The following is a 16,682-nucleotide window of genomic DNA, read 5'->3' as shown; positions in this document are numbered from 1 at the left end:
CTCGTCGCCGTGGGCCGCACCGGGAGACGGCGCGACCGTGCCCGGTCCAGTGTCCTCGCGGTGTGCGGGAGTGGCGGTCCGGTGGGCGCGCCTCGTCGCGGGGCCCACGACCGGACCCGGCCGGGCGCTGGTATCGTTCTCCCTCGTGGCCCGGCCAGCCGGGCGACACGCGCCATTAGCTCAATTGGCAGAGCAGCTGACTCTTAATCAGCGGGTTCGGGGTTCGAGTCCCTGATGGCGCACCCACTTCACCTCAATACCCCCTCTGAGCTGCGATTATAGACTCGGAGGGCACGCCACCTGGTAACGGCCGTCCCGCCAGGCCATGGAAAACCCATCGAAAACTCTGTCGTCTCAGCAGCACCTCGAGACACTGCGGACGCACGACCGCTGAGGGCCCTTGCTCCTGCAACTGCTTCGTGAGCGGGACGGTGGCCACCCTCAGCCGCTCCCCTCTCGCATCAGGATGCCGGCTGCCTTGGTCGCCGGAAGGACTGCTCGACGTAGCGCTGGACGGGCACTCGGCGTTGCTCCTCCGACCCAAGCGCCCCGCTCCTGCCCTACCGCGGGTGGCTAGCCGGTGGAGTAGGGAACGAGCGGTCGCCCCGCTTGCTGAGGGCGCCGGTCAAGGAGTCGAGGTCAACGTGCGCCCGATGCCCCGGGCGGCGGCCCGGACTCCGGGGATGTACGGGCGGACGGCAGACGGCGAACTGCCACGGACCACGATGGACAGCGCGGCAACGACGCTGCCGCGGACCTCGACCGGCGCGGCGACCGACACCGCGTCGCCGGTCACCTGCCGGTCGCTGATCGCCACCCCGCTGCGGCGGACCTCAGCGAGGATGCGCCGCAGCTGCCCCGGGTCGGTGATCGTGTGCCGCGTGTACCCCGCCAAGGGGTGGGCGAGCACCTCCTCCTGCACCTCGGCCGGGGCGTGCGCCAGCAGCGCCAGGCCGACCCCGGTCGGCGGCAGGGCGAAGCGGCCGCCGACCCGGGTGAGCACGTCGACGGCCGACCGTCTCGCGATCCGCTCGACGAAGACGACCTCGGTGCCCTCGCGCACGGCGAGCTGCACGTTCTCGTGGGTGACCTCGTAAAGGTCCTCCATAAACGGCAGCGCCACCTCGCGCAGCCCCAGACCGCGGGGCGCCAGCGCGCCCAGCTCCCACACCCGCAGGCCCACCCGGTAGCGGCCGTCCTCGTCCCGCTCGACGCCGCCCCACGCGCACAGCTCCCCGACCAGACGGTGGGCGGTGGACAGCGGCACGCCGACGGCGCGGGCGATCTCCGACAGGGTGAGCGCCGGCCGCTCCCGGGTGAAGGCGTCGAGGACGGCGAGCAGCTTGCCGCCCGCCGTCCGCCGAGCCGCCGCCGGACCGGTGCGCAGGCCGCTGGTCACGGGACGTCGATGGAGACGACCCCCGGCCCACCGTTCCCGCCGGCCAGCCCCCCGGTGCGGGCGCTGACCACGCGGGAGACGCAGCTCTGCAGCCGGTCGCCCACCCGGTGCTGCTCGTCGCTGAGGAAGACGTCGCGGTGGTCGATGACCCCGTCGACGTCGAGCACCCGGACCTCGCACAGGCCGCACTCGCCGCGCCGGCAGTCGTACATCATGTCCGCACCGCAGGCCTCCAGCGCCTCGAGCATCGACACGTCGTGCGGCACGAGGGTCTCCAGGCCCAGCTGCGGGATGCGCACGGTGAACGACTCGGGGGCGAACCGGCCGCTGCTGCCGAAGGTCTCGAACCGCAGGTCGGCCGGGCGCCGTCCGGCCCGGGCCCAGGCGGCCTTGATGGCGTCGAGCATGGGGGTGGGCCCGCAGACGTACAGCTCCCCGCCGCCGGGGACGCCGGCGACGAGCTCGGCGACGTCGAGGGAGCCGCCCTCGTCGTCGATCCGCAGGTCGAGGCGGTCGCCGTGCTCGGCGGTCAGCTCGTCGAGGAACGCCATGAGGCTCCGCGAGCGGGCGCCGTAGACGAAGCGGTAGTCCGCGCCGCGGGCCTTGAGCGCCTTGCCCATGGCCACCAGGGCGGTGACGCCGATCCCCCCGGCGACCAGGACGTACGCGGGCTTGCCGTAGTTGAGCGGGAAGTTCTGCAGCGGCTGGGTGATCGACACCTCCTGCCCCCGGCGCAGGGCGTGCATGAACGCCGAGCCGCCGCGGCTCTGCCGGGCCAGCTGCACCCCGAGCACCAGCTCGGTGCCGTAGCCGCCCGTGCCCACGACGGAGTACGAGCGGACGTCGGCGCGACCGTTGACGTAGACCCCGATGTCGATGTGGCTGCCGGGCGGCGCGGGCACGTCGAGCCGCTCGGGCTCCAGCACGACCCGCCGGACGTGCTGGGCGACCTCGCAGACGTCGATCACCCGCGCCCGCCCCCACCGCTTGGCGCTCGTGGCCGCCATGTCGCCGGCCCCGGCTACAGGCCGCGGCCCATGAGGCCGGCCGTCGGCTGCTCCCGGTGACGGGCCACGCCGCCGGCCACCTCGGCCGCCTGACCGGCGCCGCCGTCGGCCGGCCCCTCGGCGTTGGCCGCGGCGCTGACCTCGGCCATCGCGGCGGCGGCGTGCCCGGCCGCGTCGCTCACCGCGCCGGTGTCCGAGCCGAGCTCGGCGTCGATCATGCGCTGCACGATCCGGCGGGTCCACATGCTGCCCGCGTCGATGTTGAGGTTGTAGAAGTCGTAGTCGGGGTTGGCCTCGATCCCCCGCTGCTGGGCCTCGAGCATCAGCTCGTCCTCGAAGAACACGTTGGACACGCCCTCGCGCAGCCGGGTGGTGATCACCTGCTTGTCCAGGCACCAGTCGCGGGTGAACGCCCACAAGTAGGCGCAGCTGTTGTCGGTCTCCGGCGTCATCGTGTTGATCACCGTGCCGGTGACCCCCTGGCTGCGGTCGCCCTCGGGTGCGCCCGTCCCGGCCTTGGCCACGCCGACGTCGATGGCGACCGTCGACGGGGCGGTGTAGCGGATGATCTGCCAGCGGTCGACCGGCCCGTCGTAGTCGGGGAAGCGGTCCTGCAGGTTGCGCTTCCAGAACGGCGGTGGCTCGATGCCGAGCATCCACTTGGTCACCGTCACCGTCCGCTCGGTGTGGGTCACGGTGAACTCCGACTCCGACAGCGCGTCGTGGCCGATGCTCGACCCGTGCACGAACTGCTCGTGCGTGAGGTCCATGAGGTTGTCGACGATGAGCTGGTAGCTGCAGTTGACGTGGATCGTCTTGCCGTCGCCGGCCCAGTCGGGGTGCTCGTTCCAGTACAGGTCCGGCACCAGGGCCGGGTCGGCCAGCGCCGGGTCGCCCGGCCAGATCCACACGTAGCGGTGCCGCTCCACGACCGGGAAGGAGTGCACCGAGGCGCTGGGGTTGATCGTCTCCTGCGCCGGCATGAAGGTGGCCCGGCCGTCGGGGTCGTAGCAGATGCCGTGGTAGCCGCACATCAGCTCGTCGTCGCCGCGCAGCTTGCCCATCGACAGCGGCGCCAGCCGGTGCCAGCAGGCGTCGGCCAGCGCGACCGGGCGGCCGCCGGTGGTCCGGTAGAGGACGACCGGCCGGTTGGCGACCGTCTTGGCCAGCAGGTTGCGGCCCACCTCGTGGTCCCACGCCGCCGCGTACCAGGCGTTGAGCGGGAACGAGCGGAACGAGGCGTGCCCGGTGGGGCGGCCGATGGAGGCAGGGGAGGTCGAACCGGGTGCGGTCATGTCGGGGTGCCTTCGGAGGTCTCTGGTGGACGGGTCGGGGGGACGGTCAGGCGGGGACGGGGTCCTCGTGGTGGGCCGGTGCCTCTCGGACCATCGCGTAGAGGAAGAAGGAGACGATCATGATCCCGGCGGCGACGTAGACCCCGGGAGCCCAGCTGCCGGTCGCGTCCCGGAGGATCCCGCTGACCACCGGGCTGAGCACGGCGCCGATCTCGGAGACGAGGTTGAGCATCCCGAAGGCCGAGCCCCGCTCACTCGCGGGCACCATGTCACCGGTCATGCCCTGCACGATCGGCTGGAGCGCGTTGAAGAACACGCCGGAGCTGAACAGCAGCAGGCCCAGGAGCGCCAGCGAGGGCAGCTCGTCGCCCTCCCCGCCGGAGATGCTCCAGCCGAACAGCAGCGCGAGCACCGAGTAGACGGCGGTGCAGGCCAGGGCGAGCGGCTTGCGCCCGCGGCCGCGGCGGACTGCGCGGTCGGCGAGCCAGCCGCCGACGGGGAATCCGAGGATCCCGGCACCGGCGTTGAACGCCGCGGTCAGCGCCGCGGCCAGGAGGCTGCTCTGCGCCGCCTCGCGCACGATCTGCACCGACCAGAAGCTGAAGAACCACAGGTTCCACAGGATGGCGATGTAGGCGAGGTAAATCAGCCACATGTTCCGGTTGAGCAGCGCGCCGCCGCGACCGGAGCGCTGGACGCCGCGCACGACGATCGCGATGTAGACCACTGCGATGACCGTGGCGATGGTGGCGGTCAGCCACTCCGGCCAGCCCAACGACTCGGCGATGAGGAACAGCGCGACGATGACGACGAAGGTCGGCGCCGAGAAGGCGAGCAGCCGCAGGAACGGCGGACCCAGCCGCAGCGCGCCGCCGAGCTTGGACCGGAAGAAGCCGAACGCCACCGAGACGACGACGAAGGTGCAGGCCGCGAAGACGAAGAACGGCATCCGCCAGGCGCCGTCGCCCATGCCCAGTGAGGCGCCCCAGTCGATGAGGATCGGCGTGAGGATGATGCCCACGGTGAGACCGATGGACAGGCCGGTGATCACGATGCCCAGGCCGAGCGTGCGCTTCGCCTCCGGGGTGTGCGTCATGATCAGGGTCCGGTCGTTGGAGTAGAAGACGCCCTCGCCGAGCCCGGTGAGCACGCGGGCGGCGACGAAGGTGACCAACCCGGTCATGAGGCCCGAGACGACGGTCAGGACCGCGGCCGCCAGCAGCGAGACGATGATCATCTCCCGGTGCCCGAAGCGGTCGCCGAGCCGCCCACCCGGGTACTGGGTGAGCATGTAGCCCAGGAAGAACATCGAGCCGACCAGGCCGCCCACCGTCGCCGGGTTGGACGCGTCGCCGATGAAGCCCGCCTCGTTCTGGATCATCCAGGCGATGACCGGGCCGGTGACCGTCCGGTCCGCATAGCTGACCACCCAGCCGAGCAACAGCACCGCCCACAGGGCCCGGTAGGGGGCGACCGGCCGGTGGTCGCGACCGGCGTCGAGCAACTGCTCTTCTCGGGCGGTGTCGCTCTCGGAACTCCCTGACGCCATGCCTCGCTCCTCCGTGAGGGGGCATCGCCGACGATCGGCGACATCCGAGGGAAGGGTGATGGAGGTCACCGCCCAGGGTGAATGCCCCTTCCACGTGACGGAAGACAGATCCGGCTGGATCTCCCGATGACCCCACCTCTGCGGATCACGGGATCCACGGACCACTGCCCGACATCGGCGACCGCCTGGACGGCGTCACATGGTGGTCAGGGCGGGTGGCTGCGACGTGCGAGGACAGATGCCCGCGCCCTGGCCGGCAGCGTCGAGTGCTCGACACGGGCCAAGTCGTGCAGCGGCGATGCACGGACCTCTGAGGGGCGCCTACACGAGTTGCTCAGCACCGGGGCCGGGTGCACCGGTGCCTCGATCGACCACCTGGTCGCGGGGACCGGCGCCGGCCCGCCGGTCGAGGCGACGAGGCCGTGAACCATCACACCTCCTGCATGAAGGGAAGAGGCAGTGGAGTCGCCACTCGAACCGTCCCGCAGTCCGGTCTGCCAGAACCCGCAATAGCCAACACTTGATGACCGTTCCACCACCCCTCGAGGCAACGCCACCTCCTTCCCGATAACGGCACGAATGCTACCTTGACGGGTAGTTCGGGCCCCGCTTCGCGGGGCCCTTCGCCGTTTCTAGGGATGGCGCGTTGGCCATTGTTGGATGGCGTTGACAGTGCATGGAGGAATGAAGGTGTAGACCGGGTCACCGGCCGCAGCCCGGTCCTATCTACAGGCCGGCAAGGGGCGCGCTGATGACTACTACCTCACCGAGGGCAGCGGGATCGCCCGCCGCTACACCGCCACCGCCGGACGGGTGCAGGCGCTCACACCGCTGAGCGCGGACGGCTACGAGGCATGGGTCGCTGGCGTGGACCCCGACTCGGCCGAGCCGCGGGGATGGCTGCGCACCGACGACCGAGCCGTGCGGTTCGTCGAGGTGGTGGTCAACGGGCCGAAGTCGTGGTCGCTTGCTGCAGCGCTGCACCCGGACATCGCCGCGGCCTACGACGCGGCGCAGGACCGCGCCGCCGTGCAGATCATCGGCTGGCTGTGCCAGCACGCGACCACCCGGGTCGGCCCCCGCGGCGGGCAGGTGCAGTTGCCGGTCGACCGACTGGAGGCGGTGATGGTGCGGCACCACACCTCCCGGGCCGGCGATCCGCACCGGCATCTGCACCTGCAGCTCAACGCCCGCGTGTATGCGACCGGGAAGTGGCGGGGGCTGCACACGGTCGGGGTCCGCGACTTTCTGGGCGCGATCAACGGTATCGGGCATGCCGCTGTCGTCAGCGACCCGCAGTTCCGGACCGCGCTCGCCGCGCACGGGTACACGTTGAGCGCCGATGGAGAGATTCAGCAGTTGTCGACCTACGTCGGGCCGTTCAGCGCTCGGGCCGCACAGATAGCCCGAAACGCAGACCGCTACGAACGGGAATGGATCGCCGCGCATCCCGGCAAATCACCGGGGCCAGCGCTGCGCCGGAGCTGGGACGCGCGCGCCTGGGCCGAGGACCGCCCGGACAAGGTCACTCCACGAGCCGGCAGCGACCTGGTCGAGCGCTGGCTGGCCGAGCTCGCCGCCCTCGGCTACCGCGACGGCGATCGGCCGGTCGTCCTCACACCGGCCCCCCTCGGGGCACTGGACCGCGAGGACGCGGCAGCCCGGGTACTCGTGCGGCTCGCCGCCGGCCGGTCTGCGTGGAACGCCGCAGACATCCGCGGCCAGGTCGAACAGCTCATCGCGGCCGAGGGCATCGTCGTCGAGCCCGCGGTGCGCGTCGAGCTCGCCGAGGACCTCACCGCCCGGGCCACCGCCCGTTGTGTGCCGCTGCTGGATCGCGGCGGCGTGCCCGAGCACATCCGGGCCTGGACCTCCCGTGCAGTGCTCGACGTGGAAGCGGATGTGACCACTCGGCTGGCCACCCGCAGCCGCGACCCGCTCGAGGCCCCCAGGTCCACTCACGAGCCGACCGGTGTCCTCCCCGGGTTCGACGTCGGCCAGGCGGAAGCGGTCACCACCCTCGCCGGAAACCGGCCGCTGGTCGTGGTCGAGGGCGCGGCCGGCGCCGGCAAGACCACCCTGGCCGCCATCCGCGATCTGCTCCAGGCGCAAGGGCGCGGACTGCTGGTGGTCACCCCCACGCTCAAGGCGGCGCAGGTCGCCGCCGCCGAAGTCGGGGCCGCCGCCGGGTCGGCGGCATGGCTGGCTCACCAGCACGGCTGGCGCTGGACCGACGACGGCGCCTGGTCCCGGCTCGCTGCCGGCGATGTCGACCCGGTCACCGGCGCAGTCCACACCGGACCTCATGAGCTGGCGCAGCTTCGGCCCGGAGACCTGCTCGTGGTGGACGAGGCCGGGATACTCGACCAGGACACCGCCCGCGCCCTGCTGACCCTCGCCGACGAGAGCGGAGCGCGGGTGGCGCTGCTCGGCGACCGCCGCCAACTGGCCGCGGTCGGCCGCGGCGGTGTCCTCGATCTGGCCGTCGCCCAGGTCGACCCGGCCGCCCACCTGGTCCTGCACGGGGTGCACCGGTTCACCCGGACCACCTCCACCGGTACGACCGCACCCGACGTCGGCTACGCCGACCTGAGTCTGGCCATGCGCATCGGCGAGGACCCAGGAGCGGTGTTCGACGCCCTCGTCGCCCGCGGCCAGGTCCGGCTGCACCCGGACCTGGCGACGCTGCAGGAGACGCTCGCCGCGGCCGCTGCCAGCCACATGCGCCGGGACGAGTCGGTGGCGGTGGTGGCGGACACCGGCGAGCAGGTCGCCGCACTCAACGCCGCCGTCCGCGACCGGCTGGTCAACGATCGCCGGGTCGACGACGCCAGAGTTGCCGTGACCTGCGCGGGAGAGCGGATCGGGGACCGGATCGTCACCCGTCGCAACGACCCCGACCTGGCCGTGGCCAACCGCGACACCTGGACCGTCACTGCCGTTGGCCGCCACGGCGGGTTGCTCGTCACCCCTCGGGACGTCGCGACGACCGGTGCCGAGCCGGACGACGTCACCCCTGCCGGCGCGAGCCCGCGGGTGCTGCCCGCGGGCTACGTGGCTACGCACGTCCAGCTGGCCTACGCCAGCACCGCGTACGGCGCGCAGGGTGACACGGTCGCCGCCGCGCACCTGGTGGTCGGGGAGCACACCGGCGCTGCGTCGGCCTATGTCGGCATGACCCGCGGCCGCCAGGCCAACACCGCTCACCTCGTCGCCACCGACCCGGCGGAGGCGCGCGAGCAGTGGATCGCCGTGTTCGCCCGCGACCGCGCCGACCTCGGCCCCACCCACGCCGCCGTACACGCCGCTGCCGACGCGGCCCGGTACGCCCCACCCCGGCCGCTCGTGGAGGTGCTGGCCGATCTGCGCTCCCGTGGACGGCCGAGCAGCGCTGCCACGACCGGCTCGCCCTGTGGGAAGCGCAGCGAGACACGCTGCGCCGAGTCGTGGCGCTCGAGACTGGCCACGCCGGGGAACTCGCCCAGCGGGAGACCGACAGCCGGCGGACGGCCCATACCGCCGAGAGAGCCATCCGCCGGGCGGAGGCCAGCGGTGCGGCGATCGCCACGCAGGCCGGCCGCGTCCGCGACGCCCTCCTCACCCGCTTCGACGGCGAGCGCGAGACCGCCCGTGCCGCGGCCAGGATCATGCTCGACGGCCCGGGCCGACTCGGCCTGCGGCGGGCCGCGGTCACCCGCGCCGGCGAGCAGCTGACCGCCTGGGCCGACCGGTGGCGCCCACACCTACCCGATCTGCCCACCGACCCGGGCCGGATCGCGCGGGAGGCAGGCTGGTTCGACGACCGGCTCGCGCTGTGGAGAGCGTTCGACGCCGCCGGCCACAGGACGGCGGCGGCGGACCACCCCGAGCACGCCCAGCTCCACGCCGCCGCCGACACCGCCAGACATGCCCACGACGCCGCGCGACGTGACCTCGCCGAGGCCCACCGCCGGCGCGACGAACGGCTCGACCCCCTCGGCCCCATCGCCCGAGCGCCCGATCCCGACGCGCGACTTGCCGCTCTCCAGCGCGACATCGCCACCACCCAGCAGCTACTGACCGACGTTCGAGCGCGCATCCGCCGTCTCACCGCCGAGCCGGCACTGCTCGCTGTGCCGTCCGACCGGCTGATCGAGGAGCGTGAACGATGGATCGCCGACCGGGCAGCGCAGGCACCGGCGTCCTCGTCGCGACCGGCCGGCAGCATCCGGCCACCGGAGCCGGTCGTGAACCGGACGCCCCGGCCCGCCGCTGGTGTCGGCCTCGGCCGGTGATCCCGGGCGTCCTCGGCTCCACCGTGCCGCGGACATGAGGCCGCGGAGCGGAAGGACGGGAGAAGGACCGGAGGTCTCCGTCGGCTACGGGAGCAGCGTCAGCGCGGGTACGTGCCGCGGGCGGACGACGGAGAAGTGGCGGGGGTCGAGCGTCGCGACCTCGCGCAGGTCCAGTCGCTCGGTGAGCGCGATGACCGACGCGTCCACCGTGCCCAACGGCAGGTCGGCGTAGCGCCCGACCAACTCAGCGATGCGGTCGAGATCGGGTGCGAGGTCGTCCACCAGCGCAAAGCGGCCGGCCCGGACGTCGGCGAGGAAGGCCAGCTCCGCCCTCGTGCCGCGTCGGCGCTCGAGCAGCAGGCACACCTCCGTGAACACCGTGGCGGGCAGCAGGAGGGGACCGGGACTGGTCTCGAGGAACTCCCGGCAGCGCCCGTGGTGGTCGTCGCGGTCGTTGAGCAGCGCGACGACCGGGCCCGTGTCGACGACGATCACGCGCTGGATGCGTCGCGACTGCCGTCGTCGTCAGGTGCTCCGTCGCTGCGCAGGATGTCCTCGGACCGCTCGGCCAGGTCGTGCTCGGCGGAAAGCGTGCCGGCGCTGGCGAACTGGCGCCGCCTGGGCGCGGCGTCGTCCAGGCTGGCGCGAAGCAGCTGTTCGACCGCCGGGAGACGAGCTGCAGGCAGGGCGTCCACCAGGCGGTGGAGGTCCTCGCGGCTGGTCATGGCTGCAGTGTGGCAGAGCCGGCGACCGCATCACGAGGGCAGACCCGACACCCGGAGTGCTGCCCAGGCGACTGGCCTGCCGCCGGTGACGTCCCGCCCGGTGGTGGAACTTGGTCCGGTTCGCGGGGTCTTCTGCAGGTTGGACTATGACGCGATCAGAGCCGGCTGCGCCACCTCCTCGTCGGGTCGGTCGAGCAGGGCCATGGAGCCTTCGGAGAGGTAGCGGCGGTCAGAGACCTGCCATTCGTCGTGCGCCTCGACCAGCACCGCACCGGCCAGCCGCAGCAGAGCGGCGGGGTTGGGAAAGACACCGACGACGTCGGTGCGGCGCTTGATCTCCTTGTTCAGCCGTTCCAGCGGATTGGTCGACCAGATCTTCTTCCAGTGCGCGACGGGGAAGGCGGTGAACGCCAGCAGATCGTCGGCGGCGTCGCGCAGCATGCCCTTCACCTGCGGAAACTGGCGGCCGAGCATGCCGGCGATGACGTCGAGCTGGGAGCGCACGTGTTCGGCGTCGGGCTGGGCGAAAATCGTGCGGATCGCCGCAGCCACCATCTCGGCGTTGCCCTTGGGCACCCGCGCCAGGACGTTGCGCATGAAGTGCACCCGGCACCGCTGCCAACTGGCGCCGAGCAAGACCGCGCCGATCGCGGCCTTCAGCCCGGTGTGGGCGTCGGAGATGACCAGCTGGGTGCCGGCCAGCCCGCGGGCCTTCAGCGAGCGCAGGAACACCGTCCAGAACGCCCCGTCCTCCGAATCGCCGACGGCGAAGCCGAGCACCTCACGGTGCCCGTCGGCGGCCACGCCGGTGGCGATGACGACGGCCTGGGAGACCACGCGGCGGTTGACCCGGGCCTTGCAGTAGGTGGCGTCGAGGAACAGGTAGGGAAAGGCCTGGTCAGCCAGGGAGCGGTCGCGGAACGAGCTGACTTCGGCGTCGAGGTCGGCGCAGATCCGGCTGACCTCGGACTTGGAGATGCCGGTGTCGGCGCCGAGTGCCCGCACCAGATCGTCGACCTTGCGGGTGGACACGCCGTGCAGATAGGCCTCCATGACCACGGCGAACAGTGCCTGGTCGATCCGCCGGCGGCGTTCCAGCAGCGAGGGGAAAACGAGCCGGCGCGCAGCTTGGGGATGCGCAGCTCCAGATCCCCGGCGGTGGTCGTGAGCGTGCGGGGTCGGGAGCCGTTGCGTTGGGCGGTGCGGTTCTCGGTGCGCTCGTGCGGGGCCGCGCCGATCACCGCGGTGAGCTCGGCTTCGATCAGCGCCTGGTAGAGCGTCTCGGTGGCGGTGCGGATGCGGTCGTCGACGTCGGCGGCCTTGAGTGCCTCGAGGAGGTCGAGCAGGGCAGACTGGTCCAGGGCCATCGCGTGGCCTTTCTCTTCCGAGTGTTCCTTGGCGGGTTCACGCAGAAGATCCACGCGGTGGCCTCTCGCACGCCAGCACTTCGCCGACGAGCTCAAGGCCTCCGACCAGCTACACCACTCTCGGGGACGTCACCCGGTAGCCCACCCCGAGACGCTGCGGACGCGCCACCCGTGCACCTGCGCTCCTGCAACCGCTGCGGGAGCTGGACCGTGGCCACCTTCCGCCGCTTCCCCGCCCGCATTGAGATGGGCCTCCGGCCCCCCTGCCCCGACCTGCTGCAGCCGGCGGTGCAGCGGTTGTGGAGGGCAGCCGGGAGGTCTCGGCCAGCACAGGACGATCGAGATCTCGACGTCGGGTGAGCGTGACGCCCGCCCGACGAGGGCGCCGCCCACCAAGCGTTCGGGGACGTCCATCGGCTCTGCTGATCTCGCCGATGCCACCGCGCCGGACGCGGAGGCGCAACGGGGCGCTGCGACTCAGTACCCGGTGCCGTCCGCGGACAGCACGGCCTCGGCGACGACGAGATCCTGCCAGGACATGCCGACGCTCTTGAAGACCAGCGGGCGGCCGCCGCCCGGCAGAGCCGCGCCGGACACGACGTCGCGCATGGGCAGGAGGTCCTCTGCGGCCAGCGTGCCGTCGGCGATCGCGAGCACGACGTCCCCGGCCTCGCGCAGCGCGGTGGCGACGTCCTCCACCACCACGGTGGCCCGGCCCAGGAGCGCGGCGTCCAGTTCCCGGGCGTCGGGTTCGTGGGAGCCGACCGCGATCACCACGGCGTCGTCACGGAGCAGGGCCGAGTCGAACAGCGGCGTGCGGGCCGAGGTGGCGCAGACGACGACGTCCGCGGTTCGCAACGCCTCGTCGGCGGGCGCGGTGCCGAGCCGTACGGCGTCGAGCGGGGTCCGGGCCGGTTCGCGGACCAGATGGGTGGCTGCCGCCAGCGGGCGGACGGCAGCCAGCGCGGCGACGTGCCCGACCGCCTGCGGGCCGGCCCCGACCACCGCCACCCGCAGGGGCCGGTCGGGCAGGACCGGGAGGACGGTGGCGACCGACACGGCCGGGGTCCGCAGCGTGGTCAGCGCAGTGCCGTCGAGCACCGCGCGCAGCGCGAGGGTGTCCCGGTCGAAGAGCAGGTAGGTGGCCTGGACGCGGCGCAGCCCGCGGGTCGGGTTGTCCGGCGCGACGGTGACGACCTTGACCCCGGCCGCGGCCGGCGTCTCCGAGGGCATGAGCAGGAACTGCCCGTGCGACAGCCCAACCGCCATCCGGGGTGGGTCGCCGGCGGGGTCGAGCCCGGCGCGCAGCGCGTCGGAGATCGCCCGGACCGCGCCGGCCGGCCCGAGCGCGGTGACGGCGTCCGCGTCGAGGAACCTCACCGCAGCACGAACCCCGGCACCAGCGGATCGTGCGGGTCGACGGTGAAGACGTGTTCGCCGGTGCGGTAGGCCATGCCGGTCACCTGCGGGAGCACCGCGCGGCGGCCGTCGACGTCGACGGTGCCGAGCACGGTGCCGGTGAAGGTGCTCCCGACGATCGAGTCGTGCCGCAGCACGGTGCCGGCCGGCAGCCGTCCGGCGTCAGCGAGGACGGCGAGGCGGGCGCAGGTGCCCGAGCCGCACGGGGAGCGGTCGACCGCACCGTCGGCGAACACGGCGACGGTTCGCTGGTGCACCTGGCCGCCGGTGTCGCCGAGGTCGTCGAACCAGATGGTTCCGTAGATCCCGGTCAGCCGCGGGTCGTCGGGGTGCACGGCGTGCTCCGAGTCGTCGAGCGCCCACCTGATCTCCCGGCCGAGGGCGATGAGGTCACCCAGGTCCGATGCGGTGACCGACAGCCCGAGCGCCCGGGCGGGCAGGGTCGCGTAGATCGCGCCCCCGTAGGCGACGGTGACGGCGACCTCCCCGCGGGAGGTGGTCACCGGCACCTCCCGGGCCACCACCCAGCTCGGGACGTTGACGAAGTCGACCGCCACCGCCCGCCCGCCCTCGCGGTGCACCCGGGCGGTCACCCGGCCCGAGGGGACGTCGATGACCACGTCCACGCTGCCGGTGTCCGGGGCCTCGAACAGCCCGGTGTCCACCGCCCACACGCCGAGCGCGATGGTGCCGTGCCCGCAGGCCGTGGAGAAGCCGTCCTTGTGCCAGAACAGCACGCCGACATGGGCGCCGGGGTCGTCCGGCGGCACGAGGAAGCCGCCGTACATGTCGGCGTGCCCGCGCGGCTCCGAGCACAGCACCGCCCGCAGCGCCTGCACGTCCGGGTCCTCGACCGCCCGTAGCCGGCGCTCGGCCACCGTCGCACCCGGGATGGGCACCGGTGGGTCGGCGACGATCCGGAACGGCTCTCCGCCGGTGTGGTAGTCGACGGTCGCGATCGGCGAGGGCGGCATCCACCCACCGTACTGAGTAGACCGATCTACCCAGTCTCGGGCAGGAGTGCCCGCGGCCGGGCGTGCGGCCGCGACCACGAGGGCCCTCGACCGGCACCGACACCGGCCACGGCGGCGGTCCCCGTGGCGGCGCGTCCGGCGACGCCGACGCCCCCGCCGACTCCGGGACGGCGTCCGGCGGCGCCTGACCGCACGCCGCGGGGGTCGGTGCCGCCCGGGCCGTCCCGCCCGGGTGGCACCTGCCCCGGCCGGGCCGCGCCGGCCTGCGGCGTGGCCCGGCCGGGCGGGGCCCCCGGCACGCTGCCGATACTGCTGCCCGTGGACGGCGGCGGAGGGGACGGTCCGGGGTCCTGGTGGCCCCGGGCGCGGGTCCGCCGTCCCTCCGATGCCGCCCGGCTGGCAGCGGTCGCCGGCCTCGCGGCCGGGCTCGGGGTGCTGTCCGCGCTGCTGCCCGGCATCGCCGGCGCGGCGGTGCCCGAGGGCGTGCGCGGGCTGCCGCGAGCCCTGCTGTCGGTCGCGAACGCCCTCGCCTCCTTCGCCGTCCTCGGTGTGCTGCTCGCCGTCGTGGTCGACGCGCTGCGGCGGCGACGCTGGGCGCTGCTCCCCGCGGCGGCGGCCTGCACCGTCGGCACCGCCCTCGCGGTGGCCGCCCAGGAGGCCGGCCAGGCGGGCTGGGTGGCGGCCCTCGGCCCGCGGCAGGATTCGGCCGTCGTCCCGCTCGGCGCCGCCGTCGCCCTCGTCGTCGGCGCGGACCTGCCCCGGGGCCGGCGGCTGCTGGGCGCGGCCGCCGCGGCGCTGACCGCGGCGGCCGGCTGCGCCCTGGCCCTGGGGAGCCTGACCGTGCCGGGCGCGGTCGCCGCCGTCCTGCTCGGGACCGCCGCCGGTCTCGGGGTGCGCGTGGCCGCCGGCGTGGTGCCCGCGCGCCCACCGGTGGACCTCGTGGTGGAGGTGCTCGCGCAGGCGGGGATCGTCGTCGCGGGCGGGCTGCGGCCCCTCGACGAGGCCGCCGGGCGGGCCCGGTACGCCGCCACCGACCCCTGCGGCGACCTGCTGCTCACCGTCGTCGACCCGGACCGGCGGGGCGTGACCCTCGCCCGCCGCGCCTGGCGGGTGCTGTGGTTCCGCACCTCGGCGGTCGGCCGCCCGGCGCTCTCCCTGCGCGGGGTCCTCGAGCGCCGGGCGCTCGTCGCCGGCCTGGCCCGGTCGGCCGGCGTCGCGGTGCCGCCTGTGCTCGCGCTGCTGCCCGCGGGCCCGGCCCTGGTGCTCGTCGAGCGGCCCCTTCCCGGCACCGGCCTGCCGGCGGCAGCCGACGGCGACCTGCCCGGGACACTCCCCGCCGCCCTCACCGCCGCCTTCGGCACGCTGCGCCGGCTGCACCGTGCCGGGCTCGCCCACGGCGCGCTCACCGCCGAGGCCGTCGTCCTCCTGCCGGACGGCGGGGCCGGCCTCACCGACCTCCGGGACGCCCAGCCCGCCGCCGGCGAGCTGCAGCGCGATCTGGACGTGGTGGCGCTGCTGGTCGCGGGCGCGGCCCGTGCCGGCGCCGACCGGGCGGTCGCGGCCCTGCGCGCCGGCTACGCCTCCGGGCCGGGCGAGGAGGGCCGGTGGGCGGCCCTGCTCCAGCCGCTGGCACTGCCGCGGCCGGTCCGCCGCGCGGTCTCCGGGACGCCCGTCCTCGGCGACCTGCGCACCGCGCTCGCCGGTCCCGACGGCGGGCGGGTGGCGACCGCTCCCCGCCTCGAACGGGTCAGCGGGCGCACCGTCCTGAGCGTGGCGGGCGCGACGGTCGGCGTGCACGTCCTCGTCACGCAGCTGTCCGACGTCGGGATCGGGACGGCGCTGGCGCGGGCCGACTGGCGCTGGCTCGCCGTCGCGCTGCTCGGCTCGGCGCTCACCTACGTCGGAGCGGCGCTGTCGCTGGCGGCGTTCGTGCCCGGCCGCCTGCCACTGGGCCGCACCACGCTGGTGCAGCTGTCCTCGGCGTTCGTGACGCTGGTGACCCCGCCGACCGTCGGGCACGTCGGCGTGAACCTCCGCTACCTGCAGCGATCCGGGGTGCCGGTCGCGACCGCGGCGGCGACGGTGGGGGTCAGCCAGGTCGTCACCGTCGCGGTCACGCTGGTCCTGCTGCTGGTGTGCGGGTGGCTCAGCGGGGTCTCGCCGTCCCGTCCCTCGCTGCTGCCCAGCGGCGACGTGCTCACCGTCCTCCTCGCGGCGGCCGCGCTGCTCGGGCTGGCCGTCGCCGTCCCGGCGCCCCGGCGGGCGCTGCGCCGGCGGCTCGAGCCGCTGGTCCGGCGCACGCTGCCGCAACTGCTCGCCGCGGTCACCGAGCCCCGCCGGCTGGCCACGGCCGTCCTCGGCGTCCTGCTGCTCAACGGCGGCTACGTGCTCGCCCTGGACGCGTCGCTGCGCGCGTTCTCCGTCTCACCGGCCCTGTCGTCGGTCGTGGTGGTGTACCTCGTCGGCTCCACCGTGGGGTCGGCGGCGCCCACACCCGGCGGCCTCGGCGCGGTCGAGGCGGCGCTGGTCGGCGGCCTGACCGCGACCGGCGTCCCGGTGGCGTCGGCCCTGACGGCGGTGCTCGCCTTCCGGGTGGCGACGTTCTGGCTGCCGGCCCCGCTGGGGTGGGCGGCCTTCGTCGGGCTGCAGCGCCGCTCCCGGATCTGACGGCCG

At 74.0% G+C, this 16,682-nt stretch carries 9 protein-coding genes, 1 tRNA gene and 2 pseudogenes; 3 read left to right on the top strand and 9 right to left on the bottom strand.

Going from position 1 to position 16,682, the window contains the following annotated elements; all coding sequences use genetic code 11:
• Positions 1–169 precede the first annotated feature (169 nt).
• Positions 170–242: transfer RNA gene (locus ACU616_RS15325), tRNA-Lys, on the top strand.
• Positions 243–625: 383 nt separating this feature from the next.
• On the opposite strand, the gene ACU616_RS15320 is transcribed toward ACU616_RS15325, so the two are convergent.
• Genes ACU616_RS15320 through ACU616_RS15305 form a run of 4 tightly spaced genes read right to left on the bottom strand, consistent with a single transcriptional unit; the run spans position 626 to position 5,250 of the window.
• On the bottom strand, positions 626–1,399 hold the full coding sequence (locus tag ACU616_RS15320; RefSeq protein ID WP_446759305.1) for an IclR family transcriptional regulator: 774 nt from the start codon (positions 1,397–1,399) through the stop codon (positions 626–628).
• A complete protein-coding gene (locus ACU616_RS15315) occupies positions 1,396–2,406 on the bottom strand; it encodes a PDR/VanB family oxidoreductase (protein ID WP_446759304.1) in 1,011 nt (336 codons plus the stop codon). Before ACU616_RS15315 ends, ACU616_RS15320 begins: the two co-directional genes overlap by 4 nt.
• A 14-nt stretch (positions 2,407–2,420) precedes the next feature.
• The gene (locus tag ACU616_RS15310; RefSeq protein WP_446759303.1) at positions 2,421–3,701 is read right to left on the bottom strand and encodes an aromatic ring-hydroxylating dioxygenase subunit alpha; all 1,281 of its coding nucleotides are present in this window, start codon (positions 3,699–3,701) and stop codon (positions 2,421–2,423) included.
• A gap of 46 nt (positions 3,702–3,747) precedes the next feature.
• Entirely contained in the window at positions 3,748–5,250 is a 1,503-nt protein-coding gene (locus ACU616_RS15305; RefSeq protein WP_446759302.1) for an MFS transporter, read from the bottom strand.
• 684 nt (positions 5,251–5,934) lie between these two features.
• Between ACU616_RS15305 and mobF the strand changes: the two are divergent.
• Positions 5,935–9,524 (top strand): annotated as a pseudogene (gene mobF / locus ACU616_RS15300) (MobF family relaxase).
• 84 nt (positions 9,525–9,608) lie between these two features.
• On the opposite strand, the gene ACU616_RS15295 reads toward mobF, so the two are convergent.
• The 5 genes and pseudogenes from ACU616_RS15295 to ACU616_RS15275 all read right to left on the bottom strand — a co-directional run bounded on the left by ACU616_RS15295 (position 9,609) and on the right by ACU616_RS15275 (position 14,009).
• Complete coding sequence (locus ACU616_RS15295; RefSeq protein ID WP_446759301.1) at positions 9,609–10,019, bottom strand: type II toxin-antitoxin system VapC family toxin; 411 nt, start codon at positions 10,017–10,019, stop codon at positions 9,609–9,611.
• Complete coding sequence (locus ACU616_RS15290) at positions 10,016–10,249, bottom strand: hypothetical protein (protein ID WP_446759300.1); 234 nt, start codon at positions 10,247–10,249, stop codon at positions 10,016–10,018. The genes ACU616_RS15295 and ACU616_RS15290 overlap by 4 nt, the downstream gene beginning before the upstream one ends.
• Before the next feature lie 144 nt (positions 10,250–10,393).
• Positions 10,394–11,616 (bottom strand): annotated as a pseudogene (locus ACU616_RS15285) (IS256 family transposase).
• A 477-nt stretch (positions 11,617–12,093) separates the two neighbouring features.
• Positions 12,094–12,996 (bottom strand): ornithine cyclodeaminase family protein, encoded by a 903-nt coding sequence (locus ACU616_RS15280; RefSeq protein WP_446759299.1) that lies wholly within the window; start codon positions 12,994–12,996, stop codon positions 12,094–12,096.
• Positions 12,993–14,009, bottom strand: coding sequence for a proline racemase family protein (locus ACU616_RS15275; RefSeq protein ID WP_446759298.1), 1,017 nt, complete (start codon positions 14,007–14,009; stop codon positions 12,993–12,995). The genes ACU616_RS15280 and ACU616_RS15275 overlap by 4 nt, the downstream gene beginning before the upstream one ends.
• A gap of 318 nt (positions 14,010–14,327) precedes the next feature.
• Between ACU616_RS15275 and ACU616_RS15270 the strand changes: the two genes are divergently transcribed.
• Positions 14,328–16,676 carry a lysylphosphatidylglycerol synthase domain-containing protein gene (locus ACU616_RS15270; RefSeq protein WP_446759297.1) on the top strand — a complete coding sequence of 783 codons (2,349 nt, stop codon included), beginning with the start codon at positions 14,328–14,330 and terminating at the stop codon, positions 16,674–16,676.
• Positions 16,677–16,682: the final 6 nt, after the last annotated feature.

The sequence above is a fragment of the Geodermatophilus sp. URMC 62 genome (assembly GCF_052931475.1).
This window is presented reverse-complemented; position numbering and strand designations above follow the sequence as displayed.